The sequence below is a fragment of the Ideonella sp. FW305-24 genome (assembly GCF_058788035.1).
In genome coordinates, this window is sequence record NZ_JBYTAI010000001.1 from 801,940 (window position 1) to 820,804 (window position 18,865).

General features: G+C 68.4%; 19 protein-coding genes. 5 read left to right on the top strand and 14 right to left on the bottom strand.

Annotation, left to right across the window (positions count from 1 at the left end; translation table 11 throughout):
* The first annotated feature begins 27 nt into the window (after nucleotides 1–27).
* Genes AC3WR5_RS03565 through AC3WR5_RS03575 form a run of 3 tightly spaced genes read left to right on the top strand, consistent with a single transcriptional unit; the run spans nucleotide 28 to nucleotide 2,676 of the window.
* Nucleotides 28–996: an ATP-grasp domain-containing protein gene (locus AC3WR5_RS03565; protein ID WP_492481919.1), complete on the top strand. Its 969-nt coding sequence runs from the start codon at nucleotides 28–30 to the stop codon at nucleotides 994–996.
* On the top strand, nucleotides 983–2,077 hold the full coding sequence (locus AC3WR5_RS03570) for a hydantoinase/oxoprolinase family protein (protein WP_492481921.1): 1,095 nt from the start codon (nucleotides 983–985) through the stop codon (nucleotides 2,075–2,077). The genes AC3WR5_RS03565 and AC3WR5_RS03570 overlap by 14 nt, the downstream gene beginning before the upstream one ends.
* The gene (locus AC3WR5_RS03575; protein WP_141288824.1) at nucleotides 2,077–2,676 is read left to right on the top strand and encodes an amino acid kinase family protein; all 600 of its coding nucleotides are present in this window, start codon (nucleotides 2,077–2,079) and stop codon (nucleotides 2,674–2,676) included. The genes AC3WR5_RS03570 and AC3WR5_RS03575 overlap by 1 nt, the downstream gene beginning before the upstream one ends.
* A 24-nt stretch (nucleotides 2,677–2,700) precedes the next feature.
* On the opposite strand, the gene AC3WR5_RS03580 is transcribed toward AC3WR5_RS03575, so the two are convergent.
* The 5 genes from AC3WR5_RS03580 to AC3WR5_RS03600 form a co-directional block, all read right to left on the bottom strand.
* On the bottom strand, nucleotides 2,701–3,405 hold the full coding sequence (locus AC3WR5_RS03580) for a (5-formylfuran-3-yl)methyl phosphate synthase (protein WP_492481923.1): 705 nt from the start codon (nucleotides 3,403–3,405) through the stop codon (nucleotides 2,701–2,703).
* Nucleotides 3,402–4,019, bottom strand: coding sequence for a DUF447 domain-containing protein (locus AC3WR5_RS03585; RefSeq protein WP_492481925.1), 618 nt, complete (start codon nucleotides 4,017–4,019; stop codon nucleotides 3,402–3,404). The genes AC3WR5_RS03580 and AC3WR5_RS03585 overlap by 4 nt, the downstream gene beginning before the upstream one ends.
* A complete protein-coding gene (locus tag AC3WR5_RS03590; RefSeq protein ID WP_492481927.1) occupies nucleotides 4,012–5,451 on the bottom strand; it encodes a DUF6513 domain-containing protein in 1,440 nt (479 codons plus the stop codon). Before AC3WR5_RS03590 ends, AC3WR5_RS03585 begins: the two co-directional genes overlap by 8 nt.
* Nucleotides 5,430–5,993: a flavoprotein gene (locus AC3WR5_RS03595; RefSeq protein ID WP_141288830.1), complete on the bottom strand. Its 564-nt coding sequence runs from the start codon at nucleotides 5,991–5,993 to the stop codon at nucleotides 5,430–5,432. The genes AC3WR5_RS03590 and AC3WR5_RS03595 overlap by 22 nt, the downstream gene beginning before the upstream one ends.
* A 270-nt stretch (nucleotides 5,994–6,263) precedes the next feature.
* A complete protein-coding gene (locus tag AC3WR5_RS03600) occupies nucleotides 6,264–8,306 on the bottom strand; it encodes a sigma-54-dependent Fis family transcriptional regulator (RefSeq protein WP_492482607.1) in 2,043 nt (680 codons plus the stop codon).
* A 250-nt stretch (nucleotides 8,307–8,556) separates the two neighbouring features.
* On the opposite strand from AC3WR5_RS03600, the gene AC3WR5_RS03605 reads away from it, so the two are divergent.
* Entirely contained in the window at nucleotides 8,557–8,988 is a 432-nt protein-coding gene (locus AC3WR5_RS03605) for a dihydroneopterin aldolase (protein ID WP_141289913.1), read from the top strand.
* Between the two features lie 126 nt (nucleotides 8,989–9,114).
* On the opposite strand, the gene fae is transcribed toward AC3WR5_RS03605, so the two are convergent.
* The 7 genes from fae to AC3WR5_RS03640 all read right to left on the bottom strand — a co-directional run bounded on the left by fae (nucleotide 9,115) and on the right by AC3WR5_RS03640 (nucleotide 15,991).
* Complete coding sequence (gene fae, locus AC3WR5_RS03610; protein ID WP_141289915.1) at nucleotides 9,115–9,627, bottom strand: formaldehyde-activating enzyme; 513 nt, start codon at nucleotides 9,625–9,627, stop codon at nucleotides 9,115–9,117.
* Nucleotides 9,628–9,755: 128 nt separating this feature from the next.
* On the bottom strand, nucleotides 9,756–10,598 hold the full coding sequence (locus AC3WR5_RS03615) for a triphosphoribosyl-dephospho-CoA synthase (RefSeq protein ID WP_492481929.1): 843 nt from the start codon (nucleotides 10,596–10,598) through the stop codon (nucleotides 9,756–9,758).
* 89 nt (nucleotides 10,599–10,687) lie between these two features.
* Nucleotides 10,688–11,650 (bottom strand): ATP-grasp domain-containing protein, encoded by a 963-nt coding sequence (locus AC3WR5_RS03620; RefSeq protein ID WP_492481931.1) that lies wholly within the window; start codon nucleotides 11,648–11,650, stop codon nucleotides 10,688–10,690.
* A 197-nt stretch (nucleotides 11,651–11,847) separates the two neighbouring features.
* Complete coding sequence (mch, locus tag AC3WR5_RS03625) at nucleotides 11,848–12,852, bottom strand: methenyltetrahydromethanopterin cyclohydrolase (protein ID WP_492481933.1); 1,005 nt, start codon at nucleotides 12,850–12,852, stop codon at nucleotides 11,848–11,850.
* On the bottom strand, nucleotides 12,849–13,991 hold the full coding sequence (locus tag AC3WR5_RS03630) for an ATP-grasp domain-containing protein (RefSeq protein WP_492481935.1): 1,143 nt from the start codon (nucleotides 13,989–13,991) through the stop codon (nucleotides 12,849–12,851). Before AC3WR5_RS03630 ends, mch begins: the two co-directional genes overlap by 4 nt.
* Nucleotides 13,992–14,005: 14 nt before the next feature.
* Complete coding sequence (locus tag AC3WR5_RS03635; protein WP_492481936.1) at nucleotides 14,006–14,932, bottom strand: NAD(P)-dependent methylenetetrahydromethanopterin dehydrogenase; 927 nt, start codon at nucleotides 14,930–14,932, stop codon at nucleotides 14,006–14,008.
* Nucleotides 14,933–14,980: 48 nt separating this feature from the next.
* Nucleotides 14,981–15,991: a beta-ribofuranosylaminobenzene 5'-phosphate synthase family protein gene (locus tag AC3WR5_RS03640; protein ID WP_492481938.1), complete on the bottom strand. Its 1,011-nt coding sequence runs from the start codon at nucleotides 15,989–15,991 to the stop codon at nucleotides 14,981–14,983.
* A gap of 232 nt (nucleotides 15,992–16,223) precedes the next feature.
* Between AC3WR5_RS03640 and AC3WR5_RS03645 the strand changes: the two genes are divergently transcribed.
* Nucleotides 16,224–16,613 carry a 4a-hydroxytetrahydrobiopterin dehydratase gene (locus AC3WR5_RS03645; protein ID WP_141287722.1) on the top strand — a complete coding sequence of 130 codons (390 nt, stop codon included), beginning with the start codon at nucleotides 16,224–16,226 and terminating at the stop codon, nucleotides 16,611–16,613.
* 48 nt (nucleotides 16,614–16,661) lie between these two features.
* On the opposite strand, the gene AC3WR5_RS03650 is transcribed toward AC3WR5_RS03645, so the two are convergent.
* Both AC3WR5_RS03650 and AC3WR5_RS03655 read right to left on the bottom strand, forming a co-directional pair.
* Nucleotides 16,662–18,299, bottom strand: coding sequence for a GMC family oxidoreductase (locus AC3WR5_RS03650; protein WP_492481941.1), 1,638 nt, complete (start codon nucleotides 18,297–18,299; stop codon nucleotides 16,662–16,664).
* Entirely contained in the window at nucleotides 18,296–18,859 is a 564-nt protein-coding gene (locus AC3WR5_RS03655) for a sugar dehydrogenase complex small subunit (RefSeq protein ID WP_492481943.1), read from the bottom strand. The genes AC3WR5_RS03650 and AC3WR5_RS03655 overlap by 4 nt, the downstream gene beginning before the upstream one ends.
* Nucleotides 18,860–18,865 lie beyond the last annotated feature (6 nt).

The following is an 18,865-nucleotide window of genomic DNA, read 5'->3' on the forward strand; positions in this document are numbered from 1 at the left end:
CGGAGATTGCACGCTGCGGTTGCCGCGATGATGCGCGTGTTCGTCTACGAGCACCTGAGCGCCGGCGGCACAGCAGACGCACCGGAAGAGTTGCTCACCGCCGGCCGCGAGATGCGCGATGCGGTCGCGCGTGATTTGCTGCGCACCGGCGATTGTGCGGTCTCGGTCGCGACTGGCACGCATGCCACGGAGGTGCCGCCGGGCGCGACCCCAATTGCGGCCCCGCTGCACGCCTCGGGCGAGCGTGCCATCGGTTCGGCCCAGTTCGTCGCGCAGCAGTCGCGCCTGCACGAGCGAACCTGGGTCATCGCGCCGGAGACCGACGGCGTGCTTGCGCAAATGCAGCGCGCGGTCGACGCCAGCCGCTGGCTGGGCTGCGACGGCGCAGCAATCGCACTCGCTTCGAGCAAACGCGCCACGATCGCCCATGCCGCCGGGCACGGCGTGACGACACCGCTCGCCTTCGCAGCATCACCGGCCACGCGCCGTTGGGTCGTCAAGCCCGACGATGGCGCTGGCGCCGTCGCGACCCGCCTGCACAACACGCATGCTGCAGCACTCGACGACATGACGGCTCGCCGCGAGCGCGGCGACGCGGTGGTGCTCGAAGCCTGGGTCGCAGGCGAACCGCTCAGCCTCTCGCTGCTGTGCAGCGCGCAAGACGCCGAGCTGCTGAGTGTGAACCGGCAGCATCTCGCGATCGATGCGCTCGGGGCCGTGAGCTTCGAAGGCGTGCAGATCCATGTGCTGCAGGGCACCGACCCGCGCATGGGGGCCCTGCGCGCCTGGGCCCGGACGCTCGCCCGAAGCTTCCCCGGGCTGCGCGGGTATGTCGGCATCGATCTGGTCTGGCACGCGCAGCGCGGGCCGGTGCTGATCGAGATCAACCCGCGCGCGACGATGGCGTATGTGGGCCTGTCGGCGACCCTTGGTCGCAACGTCGCGGCGGCAGTGCTGGATGCGCATCACCAGGAGCTCGCCCATGCCCTCACCTGAACCGCTTCACATTGTCGGCTGGGACATCGGCGGCGCGCATGTCAAGGCCTGCCTGATGCGCAATGGCCGCGTCGTCGATGTGACGCAATGGGCCTGCCCGCTCTGGCAAGGCATTGAGCACCTGGCGCATGTGCTGCACATCGCGCGGGCCCGCTGGCCGCAGTTCGCGTCGGCGACCCACGCGGTCACGATGACCGGCGAGATGACCGACTTGTTCGAGCACCGCGAAGAAGGCGTGCAACGCATCGCAGCGACCTTGGCCGACACACTGGCACCGTCGGCTCCGCGCGCCCTGCACTTCTTCACCGGCGAGGGGCCGTGGTGCCCGGCCGCTGAAGTCGGTGCGCAATGGGCGCACATCGCGTCGGCCAACTGGCGCGCGACCGCGTTGCACGCGGCGCAGTGCATGGCCGAAGGCGTGCTGATCGACATCGGCAGCACGACGACCGACCTGATCGCCTTCCGCGCCGGCCGCGTGCTCGGCACGAGCCGCAGCGATGCCCAGCGGCTGGCCAGCGGCGAACTCGTCTACCAGGGCGTGGTGCGCACGCCGTTGTGCGCGCTCGGGCCACGTGTCGCATGGCGCGGTGTGGAGATGAATGTGATGAACGAGTTCTTCGCGACCACTGCCGATGTTTACCGGCTCACCGGTGAACTCGACCCCGCGCATGATCTGCACGCCGCCGCCGACAATGCGCCCAAGGATCTGCCCGCCACCGAAAAGCGCCTGGCGCGGATGATCGGCCTCGATGCGCGCGAGGCCAGCTCGGACGACTGGCTCGCGTTCGCCCACACCTGGCGTGCACGGCAGGTCGACGAACTTGCAAGCCAGTTGCGCCGGGTGGTGGCCGCGCACGGCCTGTCCGACACGGCGGTGGCGCTGAGCGCGGGCTGCGGCGACTTTCTCATCGCCGACGTGGTCTCGCAAGCCGGCCCGACGCGCGAACACCTGCGTTACGGCTTCGACGTGGCGCGCATCGCCGCCGACGCGTTGCCGGGCACCGACGCTGTTGCCCGCTGGGCCCAGGTGTGTGCCCCTGCAGTGGCCGTCGCCGCACTGCTGGACACCGGGCTGCGCTGATGTGGGTCGTCAAGATCGGTGGCAGTCTCATGGCCGATCCGGCGCTGCCGGAGTGGCTGGATCTGCTCGCAAAACTCGGCGGCGGGCGCGTGACCATCGTCTGCGGCGGCGGCGGCCTCGCCGACGAAGTGCGGCGCACGCAGGCGCTGTGGCAGTTCAACGACCTGGCCGCGCACAACATGGCGGTGCTGGCCATGGTGCAAACCGGCTACCAGCTGCACGCGATGAACCCGGCACTGCAACTCGCCGCGAGCAAGGCCGAGATTGCCGGCGTGCTGCACAAGGGCCGCGCGGCGATCTGGCTGCCGTTCGAGCTGCAGCGCGACGCGCCGGATGCGCGAACCAACTGGGACGCCACCTCCGACACTATCGCGCTCGATCTGGCGCACGAGCTGAACGCGGAGCGCCTGGTGGTCATCAAGTCGTGCGAGATCGACCGGTCTCAGACGCTGGCGCAACTCGGTGCGGCAGGCGTGCTGGACGAGAGCTTTCAAGGCGGCGCGCGCGGCGCCGCATTCCCGATCGAGGTCATGGCGAAGCACGAACTGCCGCGCATGCGCGCGCTGTTGCTCGGCGGGCTGCGCGACCTCGACGGTTGAACCGACTCAGGCGCCTCAGGCGTTTCAGGCGCTGAGGGGTGCCGGCGCTGCATGCAGCCGCGCGGCCAGCTCACGCAGGCGTTCAGGATCCAGGGTCCCGCTGCGGTCGCCCGCGCACACCGCGCTGCGAAAGCCCGCGAAATCGGGCGCAAGCTCCTGCAAGGCCGGGAGTTGCGCATGACGCAGCGCGCCCGCCAGACCTACCAGCGCGCCGCTGGCGCGAACCCGGGCGACGAAACGCCGCAAATCGGCGGCGGACATCAGATCGAACAAGCTGCCTGCGAGCTTGTCGGCCGTGTCGACCATCATGCCGGGGAACTTCAGCGCACACGCGTGCGCGACCTGCTCGAAGTCGAGCCCGCGGTCGGCAATGAAAACCGGGATGATCCGGTGGCCGGTCGCGGCCAGCGCGTCGAGCACCACGCCCGAGGCCGCCTCGCGTTCGATGCCGACCTTCACGTAATCGACGCCGCAGGCCGCGACCGCTTCGACGCGCGCCAGGATCGCAGGCAGGTCGTGCATCGGCAGGTCGCCGATCGTGGCACTGATGGGCAGCGGGCTGCCCTGCTCCCGCAAGGCCTGCACGGCCCGCGCAATCGCATCGACCGGCAAACCGCCAAGTGCGCCGTCGCGGGGCTCCTTGAGGTCGATGAAATCCGCACCGCCTCGCGCGGCGATGCGCGCCTCGGCCACATCGCGAACGCTAACCAGCATGCGCATGCGCATCATGGCCGCATCTCCTGGGGGGATGGGGGCGTCCAATCGGCTGCCACCGCACGGTGGCGAGCAACGGCCTCGGTCAGCCAGCCCCAGGCCTCGTGCTCCTCGGGGCCGGCGGTCTTGTCGATCGCGATCTGCAGGTAACGCATCTCGGCATCCACTTTCGCCGCGGGCAGCATGTGCAAGCGGCTCACCAGCACCGCGCCTTCGATCACCGCCGCCTGCGCGCGGTTGAAGCCGATGTAGGGCGCATGGTTCACTTCGAACACGCGCGCCATGCGCAGCACCGGGCGCTGCGCATCGTCCTGCAGTTCGGCGAGCTCGAGCTCGACGTGGCTGAGCGCGCAGGCGAGCCGCACGCCCTCGATGCGTTCGGCGGGCCGCACCGGCCAGTTGCGGCGGCCCGTGACCGAGCCGGCGAAGACGCGCGCATCGGCCACGATGTTGAGCACCGCATGGCCGCTCGCCACGATGTTCGCCAGCGTGGTCGACGGCTTGAACGGCATCAGGATCACGTCGCTGCCGGCCTCGGTCTGGCGGTAGCGAATGCCCATGGGCGCGACATGCGGCGCGCCATCAGGGGCCACCGTGCTGATCACGGTTTCAAAAATCACGTCATTCATCGTTCGGGTCGGTCGGAGAAACGGCAGCCGCGGCGCGTGCGCGGCCGGTCTTCGCACTCGTCATCGTGCTGCCCGGCGCGCACCAGGTGTTGAGGTCGCCGGCATCGGTCGCGACCGCGCAGCCCCAGTCCAGCGGCTGATCCTGCACATAGCGCTTGCCCAGTTGCCAGGCGATCTCGGCGTGCGCGAGTTCGACGCCCATGTAGAACGCGTGGCTGGCATCGCCCTCGAGCTTGAGCTGGGGCCAGAGTTCAAACGCGCCCTGGCCGAGGCGAAGGCCGTCGCGGTTGTAGACGTGCAGGCCGCTGGCCGACACCTGCACGCGGAAGTTCGGGTCCTTCACCTGGGCAGCGACCTGTTCGATCTCCTGCGGCGTGTCGGGGAACGGGTGCTTGGCATGCACCGTCATCAGTGCGCCACTCATGCCCTTGGGCAAGGTCTGGTGGCGCGCAGCGGCATGCATGATGCGGCGCGCCCAATCGGCCTCGCGGACCGCGCGGCGCGCATGCGCGCTGACCTGCGTCGTCAGCACGGCCGCGACGTTCAACTCGGCCGCGATGCCGAACAACAGCGCGTTGATGCCGCTGGTGTCGGCCTCGGTGAGCTCGGTCAGGTTGCCCACGCCCATCATGATGGGCGCATCGGGAAAGCGCTCGCGCAGGCGGTGGTAGCGCACGATGGAGGCGGTCAAGCCGAACGGGATCGGATCGAGGATGGAGTCGGCGAGGAACGGCCGGCCGCGCCGCTGCATCGCCTCGACCGCCTCGAACAACGAGGCCTCGTCCGCCGGCACACGCGGGATCAGCACCGGCGTGGACGCGACCTCGTCGGCCACCCACAGCGTGTCGAGGTTCAGGCTCAGCAGGTAGTCGGCGCCGGCGCGGCCGCCGCGCAGCAACTCGTCGGCATTGATCGAGTCGACGCTGACGGTGAAGCCAGCCGCCTTCAAGGCCTGCACGCTCTCGACGAGGTGATCGAAAGGCGTTTCGGGCAGGCAGCCGAGGTCGATCACGTCGGCGCCATCGGCCGCGAGCACGCCGGCGCGCGCGACGATCTGCGCCACGCTGAGCTGCGGCGCGTCGACGATCTCGGCAAAGATCGCGACCTCGTACTCGGTCAGGTCGATCGGTTTGGCGGCACGGTTGAAGTGGCGCGGCAGGTCTTTCAGTTCCTCGGGGCCACGCTCGACCGGGATGCCGTAGTGGCGCGTCAGTGCATCCATGTCGCCCCTGCAACGGCCCGGCACGATCATGCGGTCGGCGCCGAGCGGCGCAGGCACGCGGCGCTGGATCATCTCGGCCGTCATCAGCGCGGCGACTTGCAGGCCGATCTCACGCACCTCCCAGCTGAACGGCAGCGCATCCATCCCGCCCAGAACGCGCCGAAGGCTGGCCTCGGCGAGGCGTCCAGTCAGGAAGACGATGTGTTCCATGCGAGCGAAAGTTCCTTCAGGCGCGTGGCAAGCGCCGCTTCGAGTTCGGCAGGCGAGGCCACGACTTGGCAGAAATCGATGTCGCGCAGCCGGTCGACATTGTCGAACTCGATGCGCCTGGGCCGCAGCGTGACCCAATCGTGCGGCGAGCGCGTCACGACCACCGGCTCGGTGTCGCATGCAAACACGATGCCCGGGATGCCGAGCTTGCCGGCCTGCGCGAACATGTTGGTCGGCAGGGTGTCGCTGATGCCGAAGGCGCACTTCGCGACCGTGTTGCTCGTGGCCGGCGCGACAACGACGGTGTGATACACGTTCTCATACAGCGTGCCGACCGGCACCGCGCTGGCGGTCTTGTCGCGGAAGATCCTGAAATCGGGTCGCAGTTCGTCGAGGCCGATCTTGTAGATCGGCAGCACCTCCTCGGCGGCGGCCGACAGGAACAGGTCAACCTGCGGCAAGCGCGCCGCGAGTGCAAGCGACTCTTCCAGGAAGTGGCCGGAACCGGTGATGCACCAGGCGAAGCGGGAGGGCGCCGGCATCACAGCGGCACCTCGGCACGCGCCGGCCAGCGCCCGGCCGCCCCGAAGCGGCCGGCGACCCCCTCGGGGGGTGACCCTGCGTATTCGCAGGGCCGGGGGCGCCCAGCCGGCCAGCGCCCGGCCGCCCCGAAGCGGCCGGCGACCCCCCCGGGTGGCCCTGCGTACCCGCAGGGCCGGGGGCTCCCAGCCGGCCAGCGCCCGGCCGCCCCGAAGCGGCCGGCGACCCCCCCGGGGGGTGGCCCTGCGTACCCGCAGGGCCGGGGGCGCCATCTACTCGGGGTGCGAAACCTCGATGTGGAGCTTGTGGAGTTTTCGGTACAGGGTGTTGCGGCTGACATCAAGCGCTTTGGCGACATTGCTCACGTTCCAACGGTGCTGCTCCAGCATCTGCAGCAACACCTGCCGCTCGTTGGCCTGGATCGGATTGAGTTTGACAGGTTGCGGCGCGTCTTCTTCGGCCCCGGCCGGCGTGTCGCACGACATGGCGACCTGCGCCGGCACATGAGCATGCGCAGACATCGGCGCCGGATGCAGGATCAGCGCCGGCAGGTGCTCGCGCGTGATCGCCTGCCCGTCGGCGAGCGCCGAGGCGCTGCGCAAGACATGGCGCAGCTGGCGGATGTTGCCGGGCCACGGGTAGTCCATCAGCAGACGCTCGGCGTCGGCGCTCAGGCGGCTGTCACCACCCGACTCGGCCTTCAACATGTCGTGGATCAGCTCACGCTTGTCGCTGCGTTCGCGCAGCGCAGGCAGCTCGAGTTCGATGCCGGCGAGCCGGTAGTACAGGTCCTCGCGGAAGCGCCCTTCCCGCACCAGTGCCGGCAGGTTCTGGTGGCTGCCGCTGATCAGCTGGAAGTCCACCGGCTGCGTGTCCTCGGTGCCCAGCGGTGTGACCTGGCGTTCGTCGAGCACGCGCAGCAGGCGGGCTTGAAGCTCCAGCGGCATGTCGGCAATTTCGTCGAGGAACAGGGTGCCACCGTCGGCCTGCAGGATCTTGCCGCGCCGGCCGGAGCGCTGCGCGCCCGTGAAGGCGCCGGCCCGGTAGCCGAACAGTTCGGATTCGATCAGTGTCTCGGGCAGGCTGGCGCAGTTGACCGCCACGAACGCACCGTCCGCGTGAGGGCTGGCGTCATGGGTGGCGCGGGCGAAAACCTCCTTGCCCGAGCCGGTCTCGCCCCACAGCAGCACGGGGGTCTGACGCGCGATCACGCGGCGCGCGGTTTCGAGATGGGCCAGCAGGCGCTGGTCCTTGAAAGTCGCGCGGCTCGGCGACACGGCGCGCAGTGCGGCCGGCCGGTGCGGTGACCTGCGCTCCGGCAACGGCGTCGGGTTGACCAGCGCGGCAGCGGCGGTTGCCGAAATCGGGTGCACGTTGGCCGTCGCACTCGAGGCGGGCCGGCGCGCGACCGCGAAGAAGCGCAGGGCCGCATTCGCCCGGTAGGTCACGACCGGGTGGAACGACGAAGACATGCTGCGCTGCAGCATGTCTTCGAGCGAGGTCTGGAACAGGTCCTCGATGCGGCGCGAACGGATTTCGTCCATGGACTGCAGGCCGAGCTGGAACAGCGCGCTGCGGTTCGCCGCGAGGATGTGGCCGTCGTCATCGACAGCCAGTTTGCCCTCGTGCAGCGTGTAGACGAACTCGGGCCGACTGTGAAAGTGAAGCGGGTGGGCGTTGCGAAAGCGCTGGTCGATCAGGCGGTTCTCGATCATGCGTGCGGTCATGCCCAGCAGTACCAGCAAATGTTGCTGCATCTGCTTCGAGCGGCTCGACACGTCGAGCACCGCGGCGATCTCCCCGGAGGGGTCGTACACCGGCACGGCCGAGCAGGTGAGGTTCGAGAACTGCGTGAAGAAGTGATCCTCGCGGCGGATCGCGACCGGTGCCGCCGCGGCGATGCAGGTGCCCATGCCGTTGGTGCCGGCCTCGGCCTCGCTCCACAGGCCTCCGGTGCGCAGCCCGAGCGGCGCGACCTCGGCACTGAACGCAGGCGACGAAACCATGTGGATGATCACACCATCGGTGTCCGTCAGCAGCACCGCCAGGTCAGCGTCGGCCAGTTGCTGGTAGAGCGTGGTCATCTCGTAGCGCGCGCAGTCGATCACATCGGCCTTGCGCTCGCAACGACTCTCGAGCGCGGCACGATCAATCACCGACGGCGTGCGCGGGCGGTCAGGGTGAAGGCGGTATTCGTTCACACACCGGCTCCACGAACGCATGATTGCGTCGTTGCCTGGCTCGTGTGTCCCGTTCTTCACCATCACCATGATCCGCTCGGCGTGACGGTCTGTCTCCCGCAACAATGTTCCCATTTTGTCTCCAAATGTTCGGGCCGCCTGGGCTCCAGGGCCCAATCCTCATCCAAGTGCAGGCCCTGCACAACCGGGCGAAACGCGAGTACCGCAAGATCGGCTCCGCGTGGTCATATTGGCACGCCGCTTGCATTTTTCCGCAGCCGCAGGTTCGCGGCGACCAGCGCTTCTCAGCGGCCCCACCATGTCCAACAGCTTCTCCCTGCCCATCATGAGGGCTTCGACAACCCAGGCTGCCACGCCGCAAGCCATGGACCTGATCTTCATCGAGGGATTTGTCGGCGAAACGGTGATCGGCATCCACGAATCCGAGCTGCATCGCCCCCAGCCGCTGGTGATCGACGTGCACGCCGGCCTGCCGCATGCCCGAGCCTGCAACACCGATCGCATCGCCGACACGATCGACTACGGCGTTGTCACCGAGCGGCTGCGCCGTCTGCTGGTCGAGCACCGCCTGACGCTGCTCGAGGCCTTTGCCGAGAAGATCGCCGAGATCCTGATCGACGAGTTCGGCGCGCGCTGGGTTCGCGTCAAGGTCGTGAAGCCGCGCAAATTCGCGGACGTGAGTGCTGTGGGCGTGCAGATCGAACGCATTGCGCCCGAACCCGAGTCGAGACGTTCTGGCCACAGCGCGGCCGTGGTCCAGTTGCTCGCCAGCGGCATGCTCCCCGGCAAACGCTGACCGCCCTTCAATCGCACGACAAAACGGCCGCTCAGCGGCCGTTTTTCTTGTGGTGCCCGGCCGAGTCAACGGCCGTTGTAGCGCGCTTTCATTGGGGCCACGAGCGCCCCAGGCGTGCGTCGGAGATCAGGAATGGGCAGCGAACGGGTGTGCCGCCGTGCCCTTCTTGGCGACCACTTCCGCCGCGGTCGGGGAGCCTGCGACAGCGCGCTGGATCGACTCGCGAACAGCTCGGTAGTTGTAGTCCTGGATCTTCGTGTCGTCTTCGGCGAGCCAGTGGATGAAAACGCCAACGCAGATGAACACGTTGTCGGCTTCGTCTGCCGGAATCGTACCGTCTTCGACCGAATCGGCAACCGCCATCGCGACACCGCGCTGAGCCGGGCCGAACATCTGCACAGCCTGCTTCGCGCCCTTGATGGTGACCTTGTTGAACATCACCGTAGGCGGCTTGGTCAACAGGTTCGGCGCCACCACGGCGAGCAGCGAGGTGAAGCCGTCCTTGTTGTTGGTGAGGGCGTTGGCAAACGCCGTCTCGGCGGCGCTGCCGCGCGGCCCGATGATCAGGTCGATGTGGGCCACTTCGTTGCCGTCGCCAACGAGCGACTCACCAACCATCATGCGATCAATTTTTGCCATTTCTTCCGTCTCCTGTGAGCAGTTCTTGAGGGTATTCACGACACCGGCCAAGTCAACCAGCGCGACGCAGTACGTATCACGATCCGTGCCATCCACCGGGCTCCCGCGCCGGGGACAGCAGCGCGCCGTCAGCGCGCTGCTGTCCCCGGCGCAACCAGGCCCGCGACGAACAGCGCCGCCACTGTGAAATCGGCGCTGGTCCCCGGGTTCAGACCGGCCGCCTTGAGTTCGAGATCCCAGGCCACGAAGTCGGGATCGGCATCGAGGTTCTCACCGTTCAATGCACGGGTTTGCCAGTGCTGCGCCGAGCGCATGACAGTGTGTGCCAGCGCCGCGCCGTGTTTCCGCACAATGTGTGAATCGGGCAGCGTGGCCAGAAACGCGAGGTAGGTGCGCTGGACGGCTGCACTGACGGCCGGGGATGCCAGACCGTCTCGCGTGAAAGCGCCGCCAGGCAGCGCGAGGGCCGCGGTCGGAATACCGAGTTCAAACAGCTCGACATACCCATCACGGTATTGCCGCGCGATGCTGTCGCGATCGGCAGCCAGCGCCATCGCCGCGCGCAGTCCCATGCTCGGCACGTCATGAACGTCCTGAGCCGCAGCAGAGCCCAGCCCGCCAGGATGGGCCTGGGCGATGGCGCGGTAGGCGGCGCGGGCGTCGGCCAGGTCGAGATCGGCCAGCACTTCTTCGATTGCCGCACGCAGCGCGGCCGGGTCTTCGGCCTGCGGATGCAACTCCACGGCGCGCGCAATGGGTGCGCACAGCAGCACGATGCCGAGGTTGGTGTTGCAGCCTGCTGCATCCCAGCTGGCGGCCACCGCGGCCTCGATGCGATCACCCACGCGAGCGCCCGGCCGGAACATCGGCCCGACCGATGCCCGCGCGCTGGCGCTGAACAGCGCCGCCTGCATGCCATGGCCTGCAGACAGTCGGCTCACGTTGCCGGGTTTGCGGACCGCAACATCCAACTCACAGGCGCGGAGGTAACTGGCCTGGGCCCGCTCGGTCGCGCGAGCTGCCGTGGGCGTGGGCGTGGGCGTGGGCGTGGGCGGAGGATTCACGCACGCCGCCCCGCGCCCGCCACGCCGCCCGCTCGCGCCGCCGCCAGCTTGCGGTCCAGCAGGTCGTCAACGATGGCTCGCGCGATGTTGAAGCTGGTCACACGCTGCAGCCCCTGCCATGCAGCCACGCCATTGACCTCCAGCACCTGGATGCCGCCGCCGGCGCAAGGGATCATGTCCACCCCGGCGTAGTCCATCTCCAGCGCTGCCGCAGCGCGTTCCGCCAGCGCGGCCAGCGCCGGTGTCAATTCGGCGGGTTCGCAACGCGCACCTTGCGCAACGTTGTGGATCCATCCCTCACTCACCCGACGCATCGCAGTGACCGCACGCGCGCCGACCACGAGGACTCGCCAGTCGAACCCGGGATCGGTCGCAGCCGGCACAAACCGCTGCAGGTAGGCCAGCGAACCGTAGGCCTCGCCGAGTTCGGGAACCGGATGGTGAACGCCCGCGACATCGCCGACGAGCTGCAAGCCCTTGCCTTGCGAGCCGAACAGCGGCTTGAGCACCAGCGCGTGGCCGGCCGCGCCCTCGCGCATTGCGATGCGCCGGGCCTGGGCCAGCGACTCGGTCGCCCAGGTCGGTGGGGTCGGAATGTCCGCCGCATGCAGCAGCAGGCTGGTCATGGACTTGTCGACGCTGCGCTCGATCGCCCGCGCGTCGTTGTAGACCGGCACGCCGAGTTCGCGCAGCGCATGCAGCACGCCGAGCCGCTTCGTGACCTGCTCGAAGCTGCCGCCGGCGATGCCACGCACCAGCGCCGCATCGGGCAGGTCGCGGCCAAAGCCGGGGATCACCAGACCGTGCCAGGCCTGCGCCGTGTCAATGTGGCAATCGGCCAGGTCGACGCAGCGCCCACTCGCGCCGCGCGCACGCAACGCTGCCTGCAGCTGCCGCGTGTGCCAGCCCGTCTCGTCAGTCATGATCGCGATGTGGAGCCCCTCGCCCGATGGGTACATCGGGCTATCCCCCGAGGGGGCGAGCGGGGACGGCAAGCGTCCAGTGGACGGTTGCCGCCAGCGAGCGGCCGGCTTGGGAGCGGCCCGGCGCTCGGCCCGCGAGTGCGCCACCTCGCCCGATGGGGAAATCGGTCGATCCCCCGAGGGAATGCGGGCCGGCTTGGGAGCGGCCCGGCGCTCGGCCCGCGTTTGCTTCATCACGCCTCCTGCAGCCACAGGCCTTGCAGCAGCGCCATGTTCAACGCGCCGGCATGCCAGGTGTTGCCGCTGTCGAGGTTGCTGACCCACACCTCGGCCGGTGCGAACAGCGCGCCGTCGATCTTGTAGAAGTCGTACTCGACTTCTTTGAAAATGTCGGCGAACGAACGCCCGTAGTCGCGCGAATTGCGCGACGGCAGTTGCAGCGCGAGCTGGCGCGCCGCGGCGTCGTCGCCGCGCACGCTGAGGTGGACGCGGCCCCCGTACAGGATCGCATCATTGGTGCGTCCCATCGCGACAACGCCGTCGGGGCTGGGCGCCGGCAGCGGCGCAGTGGCGACACCTTCGACGATGTTGCCGAGCGCGTAGCCGAGTTCGTGGGCCTTGTGCAGCGCGACCTCGAGCACGCGTGCAACCACCTGCGTGGTGCCCGCCAGGCTGGTCGTCGGGGTCAGGATCAGGGTCAACGCGTCGGCCTGCAGCTTGCAGTCGCGCAGCAGCTTGTCGATCACGACCTGGGGAGGCGGCCGATCGACCTCCAGCACGAGCACGCCGGTGTCCGCCTGGTCGCGGTACCCGAGTTCGGCAAACAAGGCCTCCTTGGCGGCGAGTGCGCGTGCAGGGCCGGAGCCGAGCGAGAAGAATTTCTTGCCGCCCGTTTCCTCCTTGCTCGCCGCCAGGCTCCAGCCGGCGTACTGGCTGGCCAGGCAGGCGAGCACGGGCTGCGAACTGCGCACCTCGATCCAGGTCGGCCAACCCTCGCCTGCACCGCTGCGCAGGCCGACCTGACCGAGCCCGCCCATGCAGATCTCGCCGATCAGCAGCCCGGCCGTGACACTGCCGCGGGCCTTGATCCCTGCATCGACGATGCAGGTGCCATCATCGAAGCGCGACACGCTCAGCTCGAGCGCGTCGGCACCGGCCAGCAGTCGTTCGACCAGCGGACGTGTCAGGTCGTTGACGCTCAGCGACGAGGTCGCCAGCGGTGGACGGGCATCGGTCATGACGATTTCTCCAGGGTGTGCATCACGGCATCGCGCGCTGCAAAAAGCAAGGCTCGGACGTACTCGACAGTGCCACCTGCCGCACTCAAGCTGCAGATCGGGTCGCCGGCATCGAAGCATGCGCCTGCGAGCGGCAGGTCGTGCACATCGGGCCGGCCGGCAAGATACTGCGCGCCAGGTTCATCGATCGTCAACGGATGTCGGGCATAGACGATCTCGCTGCCGCCGATGTGCCGAGGCGCAAACGCCGCCGGCGGCGGCAACTCGGCCTGCAGGCAGGCGCGCAGTTGCGCGTCGATCAGGCCAGGCTGCGCGTACAGCGACAGGCTGGCCGGCGGTCGAGGGTTCACCTCCAGCACGCCGATGCCGTCGTCGCCGCCGCGGATGAAATCAAGGCTGCACCAGCCGCGCAGGCCGAACGCCGCCGTGAGCAACTGCACCATCTCATCGATGCGTTGCGCCAGGCCTGCAGGCACGGCCACCGGCCCGACGCAGCCGCAATACACATGCGGGTGCGCGCCGAAGGGTCGCACGATCAGTTCGTTGAGGCCCAGCAAGCTCGCCCGGTCGCCGTTGGCGATGAAGGTCGCCGACATCGGGACACCCGGCATTGCCCGCTGGAAGTAGTGCCAGGCGCTCACCGATGCGCCGTCGCGGGCCGTGTGCGCGTGGCGGATGTGCCAGCCGCCACAGGCGCGCGCATCCTTCAGCAGCCATCCATCGGCATCGGCCGGGGCATCGGCCCGCACCGGCGGGTGCGCAATGCCGTGCGCCTCGAGCACATCGAAGAACAAGCCGGGATCACGCACGCGGCGCACCGCCTCGGCCGGCGTGCCGATCAGCGGCAGCAACTGCGCCCCGGCATCGAGCAGCTCGGGCTGCCCTTCGAAGCCGCTGCCGGGGACCCAGCCGATGACCTCGTCTCCACCCTTACGCGCCAGCGCCTGCAGCGCATCGAGCACGCGTGTCGCGTCGATCTGCAGCGAACCCGCTGCGCCAATCGGCTGCCAGCGCTGCGAGGCGCGCCGCGTGTCGGCGTCGCCGAACAAGTCGAGTGCGATGACCTGATAACCATCGAGCACAGCCGCCTCGGCCAGCATGCGGGCAGAAAGGGCCGCGACGGCCAGCAGCGCAGCCACAGGTGGCGATCGCCTCAGGCTGTGGGCTCGGACGCGGCCTGCTCGGCGAGGAACTCGCGCGCGGCGGCAAACGCTTCCGGAAAGCTCAGCACCACCGCCTTCTTGCCCTGGTGCATGCTCATCAGCAGGCGATGCTGGGTCTGGTATTTGACGTTGCCGACCGCCAGCGCGCCAATGCCCACCGCGCCCTCGACACCCGCCAGAGGCTTGGCATCGTCCATCACGCCGACGCCGGCAATGCCCTCCGGCGCCACCGCGTTCACGTCGGCCGCGACCTTCAGGCGTTTCGCGAACACAAGATCCTCGGTCGACACGACCTGCACGCCGGCCGCCGCACAGGCGAGCACCACGTCCGCCTCGGCCAGTTCCGCACGCACGGCCTGGGCACCGGCCCCCGACACGCCGCGCAGCGCAACGCCGAAGCGCTTGCCGGTCTCTTGCGCTGCCGCTTGTGCGACCTCCAGGCCGCTGTGGCTGGCCACGCGCACGCTGGCGCCGGCCTGCGCCGCGAGCACGGCGGCGATGCGACCGACCGGCCCGGTACCGCCAAGCACCAGGATGTTTTGACCGCTCAGGCCTAACGCGTGGTGACGCTGCATGGCCGCCTCGACGCACGCCAACATCGCAGCGGCGGTGGTGTAGGCCCCGCTCGGGTCAGCCATCAGCGACACGACAAAGGGATTGAACATCGCGCTTTTCGCACGTTCGAGCATGTCGGCTGCGAGCAGTGCATCGCGCCCGCCGATGAAGATGCCGGTGCGCGACACCCCTTTCGGGCCGCGCGAGAAGATCGCGTCCTGCGTCAGCGCGGTGACCCCGTCAATGCCGACGTCGGTGTAAGGCGTGATGATCTGGTAGCCGGCATCGGCCGCCATGTTGACGTCGAACGGGCTGGCCTGATGCCCGGGCGTGAACAGGTGGAGGATGCGGGGACGTTCCATGGCTTGAATCGGTGGGCGTTGATGAGGCGGGGAAGGGATGGCGTTCGCTCAGCGCGCGCGCCGCGCCACGCGAAGGTCGGTGATCTCGGCGCCACGGTTGCGCGGCGCGACGATGCGCAGCACCAGCCCGGGCTCTATCAGATTGGCCGAGCGCGCGGCACGTTCGAGCGACTCGGCGTGCGCCTGCGATTCGACGATGGCAAACCCGGTCGGGCCCCAGGAACTCTGGCCGATCGCGGCCCGATGCGCACTTGCGCCAACCCAATCCATCAAGCGCCCAACCGCGGCGCTGGTGTAGGCACTACCGTTCTGGGCCGGCGCGAAATGTTCACCGAGCAGTTGCTGCACGCGCGAAACGCCGCGCGCGAAGATGTCGAATTCGGCACTGGCGGCACCGGGCAGCACGCGCATCAGCACCTCGTGGCAGATCTCGGCAGCACGCGCGGCCGGCATGGCGGCGAGCCCGGCCATCGCGCCCTTCTCATCGCCACCCGACAGGCCGCGCTCGCGCTCATCCTGCACGACGAGGATGCGCCAGGCCCCGGGCAGCGCGATGCGCGAGAGCAAGGGGGCAGGCCGGGCATCCGCGGTCGGCCCGCCGTCGACCAGCAGGCCTCCTTGATCGAAGCCGTGGATGCCGATACCGGAACGCTGGCCGCGACCGAGCCAGTGCGCCAGCGTCGGCGTGCTCACGTCAAGCCGATGCCACTGGGCGAACGCACGTGCGATCGCCAACGCGAGTTGGGTGCCGGACCCGAAGCCGCCGTGCGCCGGCAGCACCCGCAGCAGCCTCAGGTGCAGCGGTTCGAGGCGGCCGCTGCGCTCGCGCAGCGTATGAAGGTAGGCGCTCGCGCGCGCCATCTGCGTGTCGCCTTCGGGCGTGTCGGCGGTGATGCGATCGGCAAGTGCGGCACCGAGTTCGACCTCGGTCTCGAAGCCGTCGATGACCATCCCGATGCTGCCGAAGCGGCGTCCCAGTGAGCCAGATGGATCCAGAAAACCCAGGTGCAGTCGGCCCGGCGCCCGCAGCGTGACTGTGTTGGAGAGATCGAAGTGCATCCGAGGCGGAACGGCGAGAACGGCATGGCCCATGGTCGTGACGCGCCGCCCTGTGAAACGGCATCTGCGCGACAACCCAAGAGCAATCTCCGTTCCTGGCCCCTCCGGGACCACCCACCCGGGCAAGGCAGACGCCGATCCGCCCCGCTGTATCGCCAGAGGGACAGTGTGTCATGCGGCGCCACGAGCGGTAGCATCGGCGTCCCCTTGCTTCTTTCCATGGGAGACTGACATGACCAGCTGGCGCAAACAGACTGCAGACGAGGTCTACACCTCGGAAGAGATCACGGCACGCTTGTCTGAAGAGTTGCCGAAGTGGTCCTTTGAGGACGGCTGGATTCGCCGCAAGTTCAAGACCAGCGGCTGGAAAGGCACCTTGATGGTGGTGAACACGGTGGGCCACCTCGCGGAAGCAGCCTGGCATCACCCGGACCTCACCGTGTCGTATGCCTTCGTCACGGTCAAGCTGATGAACCACGCCGCCAAGGGCATCACCGACAAGGACTTCGAGCTCGCGAAGAAGATCGAGGAGGTCGTCCTGTGGCAGCCGGGCGCCGTGGAGGGCTCGGCGCTGCAAGGCACGCCCGACGATCCTCGTTTCAAGTACCTGAAGTACGACTGACCGCCCTGAGGCGCGGCGCTGCGGCGATTGACCGCAGCGCGTCGTGGCTCAGATCTCCTTGAGCAAGGTTTCGGCGATGCGCAGGCTCAGCGCGGCGCCGGTCAGCGTCGGATTCATGCAGGAGGCCGAAGGCATCACGCCGGTGCCGGCGATGAACAGGTTCGGATGGTCGTGCGTGCGGCAGTCGCGGTCCACCACCGAGTCCTTCGGGTCGTCGCCCATCAGCGTGGTGCCCATGATGTGCTGGCGGTCCTGGTGGCTGGTGTCCATCTTCAGCACGTCGGCGTTCAGCAGCTTGGTCATGCGCGTCAGGTCCTTGACCGCGAAGTCCCGCCCGGCATTCCAGTAGTCGTTGACGCTGTAGTAGATCTCCGGCACCGGCAGGCCGATGCCGTCGAAGCGCTTCTTGCTGGGCACGATGCGGTTCTGCGGTTGGGCCTCGGTTTCCAGGTCCACCGCGATGTTGATCGAGCGCGCGGACTGGCGGCGGATCTCGGCGTCCAGCTTGCTGCCGAGCACGCCCTTGGCCAGCAGCGCGGAGGCGATCTGCGAGGTCGGCACGGTGTTGCGGAACTTGGTCTTGTAGCTTGGGATGTCCTTGCGGAATTCGCCGTCGCGGTAGTTGAGGTAGACCAGCAGCTCGGTCGGCCCCTGGCCCGGCCAGACGTCCTCGTTCATCATCGCGTTGACGCTGATGCCCGTGTGGCCCATCAGGTTGCGGCCGACCTGGTCGGACGAGTTGGCAATGCCGTTCGGGAACTTCTCCGAGGTCGACATCAGCAGCAGCTTCGGGCCTTCGATGGCATACGCCGCCAGCACGAAGTGGCGGGCCGTGAGGCGATGCGAAGTACCGTCGGGCTGCTTGTAGTTGACGGCGGTGATCTTGTTGTCCGCGCCGTGCTCGATCTTGTAGACCACGGCGTTGTCCAGCAGCCTGGCGCCGTGGCGTTCGGCCACGTCGATGTGCATCGAGCCGTCGTACTTGGCACCGATGGGGCAGACCGGGTTGCAGTTGTTGTTGCCGGCGCAGACCGGGCGGTTGCCGTAAGGCCGCGTGGCCCGGCCGTGCGGCTCGATCACCGGGTTGTAGCCGCCAGGCGCCAGCATCTCGGCCATGCGCGTCATGAAATACGGCTCGTTCAGGCCCTTCATTGGAAAGGGCTTGGAGCGTGGCGGCCAGGCCTGCCCGCCATGGCCGCTTTCGTCCTGCCCGTCGATGCCCGACACACCGAGTTCGGCCTCGGCCTCGCAGTAATACGGCTCCAGCTCGTCGTAGCCGATGGGCCAGTCCCGGCCACGGCCATAGAGCGTCTTCAGCTTGAAGTCGTTGGGGATCATGCGCCACAGCGCCGAGCCGAAATGCCAGGTCGTGCCGCCGACCACGCGCAGGTACTTGGTCGGGTACGACACTGGGCCGGTCTGCTGCAGGTAGTCGCCATAGGTGGACGGGATGTGCGGCGGGTTCGGGAACGGCGAGCCGGCGCCCTGGGCCTTGGTGTTGGCCAGTGAAAGCTTGACCGGCGAATTGCGGAAGGTCTCGACGATCTCGGCCCGGCGCACGCGCGGCCCGGCTTCCAGGATGATCACCGACTTGCCGGCCTTGGCCAGCCGGCTGGCGATCAGCCCGCCCATCACGCCCGACCCGATGACGATCAGGTCTGCATCAAATTCTTGGTTGCTGCTCATGCTGCTTTCTCGGTACTTGGTGCCACCACCCCGGCCGGCTTCTGGCCCCAGGAGTCGGGGCCGCCGCCGTAGCTGGGAATGACCAGCACGTCTTGCGTGGGCCGGTACATCAAGGCCTGCGCGTAGCTGATCAGCTCGGCGTCCGCGTCATTGCCGACGATGCCCAGGTACCAGGCCGAAACGATTTGCGTGATGGTCTTGCGCAGCGGCTCGCCCAGGTCCGGCCTGGCCAGCAGGCTGTCGACACTGGTTTCCTTGGCTTCGGCGACATAGCGCTGCAAAGCAGCCGAGGAGTCATTGAACTTGGCGTCATGGCGCGCCAGCGCAGCCTGGTAGCGCGTGGCGAGACCCGGCTCCAGCGGCTTGCCGCCGGTCAGGAATTCGGACAGGCGCAGGAAGTCCGCGCCAGCCGCGGCCGCGGCAAAGGCATTGGTCGTGCCCAGCAAGGCGGCGCCGCCCAGCGCGAAGGCAGCGCCTGCGACGGCGGCGCCGCCGATCAGTGCGCGGCGGGAAATGGGGAACGGGACGGGCTCGAAGCCGTCCTGGTTTGAGTGGCTCATGGCTTG